Raw genomic sequence first — 3,862 nt, forward strand, 5'->3', positions numbered from 1 at the left:
ATTGACCCCTGTAGAATACAGAATTCAATCCTCATTCGCTGCTTAGATAAAGGATCTAACTTTTTGGGTTCAGTTCACATACACCATAATAAAATTGGAGTTGATGTTTCCATTTTTATAATCAATTTCCAATTTATAGTGGTTTTATTCATCAAAAACTATAGTTATTTAACAGCTTGTTTTAATTCCTTTCCTGCTTTAAAAGCAGCCACTTTCGAAGCAGGAATATCTACTTCTTCACCTGTTTGAGGATTACGACCTGTTCGTGCTGCACGGTCCCGCACTTCAAATGTCCCAAATCCAATCAGTTGGATTTTTTCTTTCTTGGCAAGTGTGTCATAAATTGTTTCCAGTAGCGCATTTACAGCGTTTTCAGCATCTTTCTGTGTTAGTTCTGCTTTTGTTGCAACAGCACTAACTAGTTCCATTTTATTCATATTCAAACACCTCATCCTATTATTTTAACTTAGTATGTAGAGGTGTTAACCTAGCTTCTACACACTTGTTACCTTATAACATTAGATAGAAAGTGAAAAAAACCTCTTTTTGTATGATTTACATACGAAAATTCATATATTGTTTGGTATGATAAATTCCGCATAAGTATACTTAGATGAAAAGTATAAGTATAAGTATCACTATAATTTTATAGATTTATTTATCTATATACTTCAATTACACGTTGCTGTTTTAGTGGGTGCTTTTGATATGCCATTATTTCTGATCGTCATAATTTGAAAGAAAGTATTTAAGCGTGTGAATTTCTCCTGAATCTAGAAGATCTTCTTTCATTTTCATAACTCGAAGCTTTATTGTGTCACCCATTGTCGGGAAATTCATCATATCAAACCTATCTCCTAAACCTAATGGAATATTTTCCCCGTGCATGCTTCCCTCTTTAAAAAATTCAGAGGCTGGACCTTCCATCAATAAATTTCCATCTAAGTAAAACTCTACTTTTTCTTTTCCTGTGATTTTAGCCATAGCTTCCACTACCTTTTCCATAAGTTACTTCTATTTAATATTTTACATTATTCTGAATATTTTTGATGCCTATTTCCTATATTGGTTTAAAGATAAGTTAAATAAAATTGCAGGAAGTACAAATTGTATACCGAATTCTCTTTAACAAACAGAGTTCTTTTTAAATCCAAGAGTTTCTGGTATGTTGACTAGAGATATATAAAACCTATACTGAGGAGATGAGTGCTAGTTGTATTCTTGGAGAGTAACGAAATATAACCCCTTAAAAAGAGATAATAATGGTTACTTTCTCAATGATGAATGGACCTGTTTTTCTGAAGTGGGAATAAATGTAGAGATGGATGAATATTTGAAAGTGGAAAAAAAGTATATTAATGCCGTTATAACCTTCATGAATGAAATGAATATCAACAAACTTTATATAAAAGGGTTAGAACAATGGTCTGAAGATATAGAAGCTCAAAATGAAACTGAGTTCATATCAAAATTATGGATAGGACAATGGATAAGTATTCAAGAAGTAAAAAAGCTAGTAAAATTAACATTACGAAATGCAGTATGGTGTAAATTAGAGTTAGGAAATCAGTTCTTTGTCCATTTTGGCTATGATTATTATATGTACATAGGAACCTCTCAAAAATGTTTTAATGCTTTAGAAAAAGTAGTTTTAACAGGTCTCCATGTTGAGATGGTTGATTCCCCTTATCTATAACTTTGAAAAAAATTTCTCAAATGTATGTTATATAAAGAATATTAGTTAATTAGCAGTCTTTGTTACTATTCGTCTAGAATAGTAAGGGTAGAAAAGATTCTTTATTAATATTACATATTTGTATATATTTTTAGTAAATAGTAAAACTAATGATTTTCACAAAATACTTTATCATTTACTTAAGCATAACGACTGTTCTCGGAAATAATATACGAAAAGGCTCGTTATGGAAAAATAAATAAGCACCTTGATAAGATAGGGGTGCTTTTACGTATTTATTTCTTCTTTACCCTAAAGTAATTCTTTCTTTAACGTATCAAAGTCTCTTTTAGCTACTTTTTCAATCTTATCAAATAATTCATCACCTTCGATTAATCCTTTTTCTTCTAGTATTTCTTCTAACGCCTTAAATCTTACTCTAGATAAAACAACCTCATTTACGGCATTAACCATCAACTTCTGATCTTTTGTAAGTTCTTTTTCTTTGACTGGTTCTTGTTGTAACTTAATTCTAAATACGACTTTTGTGTCATCTGATATCTCTGCTGCTTGATAAAAAGTACTGTGTGAAATATTTCGCATTTTAAGTTTCTCATTTGTATCAACAATAGTAAGTTCAAAATGAGGGCTTTCGAAAAATAAGTCATATAAGTTATAATCTTTTTTTCCTATAACCGAAAATGCAAAACCAATCTTTTTTAGCTGCTCATCTGTAGGGGAATGTGTAATTGTTTTTTCTTCGAAATTTTCAACGTTAAATTCAACATTATTGATAATTAATTGCTTCAATTCAACCACCTCTTTATCTATATTAATACGACGAGTCTTAAAAAATTCCCTGTTTTCTCAAAATAAAAAAGGACACTGATGACACGTCATGAAATCAAAAAGCTCTAAACCTTATAGTGTTGCTTATTTCTTAAATCAGTATTTCTATCAAAATAAAAAGCACCCCAATTAATAGATGCCTATTTTTATTATTCTTATTTTTCTTCTGTAACCATAAACTGTACCACATTATTTAAATTGATGTGCACTAGCTCTTTTTCATTCGAAATGAATCTTTCATATTTTGTTATATGACTAATGACTTCTTTCTTTGATGTGGCTTCAAATTTTAATTCCTTTGTCCTGCCATTTATAAATTCAAAAATAACTTTAAATTTAAGCATAGGTGTAGCACCTCTTTATCTACTTATTATTCTTGCTTCATTAATTCTTCTTCAAAGAAAAAAGTACTTGGATATTTAGTAACCGTATAAGAGTATCTTTTCATGTTTTTTACATAATGACTTTTTAAGATTGTCACTAATTCATTCGATACTCTTATGTTTACTATTTCTCCATTACTAAATAGTTTTACGCTCATAGCCCTCATCCTCTCTCATATCAGAAATAATAAAATTTATCTTAAGGAATAATTTAGCTCTCCTAAGATTCTTTATTTTTACCCAGTTCTTTTGCCTGATATTTTTTTAGTTCTCCACAATCATAAGGATTAACAATTAAAGTTTCCGTGTGATTCTTATAATGAAGCTGAGAAAGGCTTACATCAATTCGTATAGGTTTTCTGGTATATGTGTTAAAAAAATAAGCAACCTTTCTTCGATAGTTGGTTCACAAAGGGATAGTTGTATTTTGACACCTTACCGTGTGATAAATCTCAATATCTACTAATGAAGTACATAGTCATAAAACAGTAAGGGATTATTTTCTATACTTTTTTTCACGCCATACTGTTTCTTTTCTGCCTCTACTTCTCTTACGCTCCGTTTTTGCCTTTTCATTACGAAGTGGTGCCACTTCAGTTAATTGGACAGAAGCCATATTCGACTCTTTTGTTAAGAGCTTTAAAGTAGCTGACAATAGGGTAACAGAATCCACTTCTTCTAATAACTTTTCCGCCACAGGTTTATATTCCCCGAACTCTCTCTTGTCGATGGTGTTCAAAACGCGGTGTATGATTGCTTCCTGATGTCCTGCTATTACTTCACTAGAAGTAGGAGGTGATTGTCTAGATATTCTTGTTTTTGTGACATCTTCAATCACTTTTAAGTGATGCCGTTCTCTCGAGGTTATAAATGTAACCGCCAATCCCTTAGTACCTGCCCGTCCTGTTCGACCAATACGATGAACATAGCTTTCAGGATCCTGAGGAATATCAAA

Annotated in this window: 6 protein-coding genes and 1 pseudogene; 1 reads left to right on the forward strand and 6 read right to left on the reverse strand. The window is 31.1% G+C overall.

The genetic code is table 11. The annotated features are described in order from the left end of the window. Positions 1 to 164: 164 nt before the first annotated feature. Complete coding sequence (locus SB717_RS33215; RefSeq protein ID WP_097825604.1) at positions 165 to 437, reverse strand: HU family DNA-binding protein; 273 nt, start codon at positions 435 to 437, stop codon at positions 165 to 167. A 277-nt stretch (positions 438 to 714) separates the two neighbouring features. Continuing rightward, positions 715 to 1,005 carry a hypothetical protein gene (locus tag SB717_RS33220; protein ID WP_230185048.1) on the reverse strand — a complete coding sequence of 97 codons (291 nt, stop codon included), beginning with the start codon at positions 1,003 to 1,005 and terminating at the stop codon, positions 715 to 717. Positions 1,006 to 1,213: 208 nt separating this feature from the next. Here SB717_RS33220 and SB717_RS33225 point away from each other — a divergent pair, with 208 nt between their 5' ends. Beyond that, positions 1,214 to 1,696 (forward strand): hypothetical protein, encoded by a 483-nt coding sequence (locus SB717_RS33225; RefSeq protein ID WP_192101184.1) that lies wholly within the window; start codon positions 1,214 to 1,216, stop codon positions 1,694 to 1,696. Positions 1,697 to 1,987: 291 nt separating this feature from the next. On the opposite strand, the gene SB717_RS33230 is transcribed toward SB717_RS33225, so the two are convergent. The 4 genes and pseudogenes from SB717_RS33230 to SB717_RS33245 form a co-directional block, all read right to left on the reverse strand. Continuing rightward, positions 1,988 to 2,485, reverse strand: a complete 498-nt coding sequence (locus SB717_RS33230) for a hypothetical protein (protein ID WP_410907046.1) — start codon at positions 2,483 to 2,485, stop codon at positions 1,988 to 1,990. Positions 2,486 to 2,679: 194 nt separating this feature from the next. Continuing rightward, a complete protein-coding gene (locus SB717_RS33235) occupies positions 2,680 to 2,868 on the reverse strand; it encodes a hypothetical protein (protein ID WP_053488355.1) in 189 nt (62 codons plus the stop codon). 26 nt (positions 2,869 to 2,894) lie between these two features. Then, complete coding sequence (locus tag SB717_RS33240) at positions 2,895 to 3,065, reverse strand: hypothetical protein (protein WP_410907048.1); 171 nt, start codon at positions 3,063 to 3,065, stop codon at positions 2,895 to 2,897. A 338-nt stretch (positions 3,066 to 3,403) separates the two neighbouring features. Continuing rightward, positions 3,404 to 3,862, reverse strand: a pseudogene (locus tag SB717_RS33245) (DEAD/DEAH box helicase); the annotation flags it as partial.

The sequence above is a fragment of the Priestia sp. SIMBA_032 genome (genome assembly GCF_046535215.1).
Classification (GTDB): Bacteria; Bacillota; Bacilli; order Bacillales; family Bacillaceae_H; genus Priestia; species Priestia aryabhattai.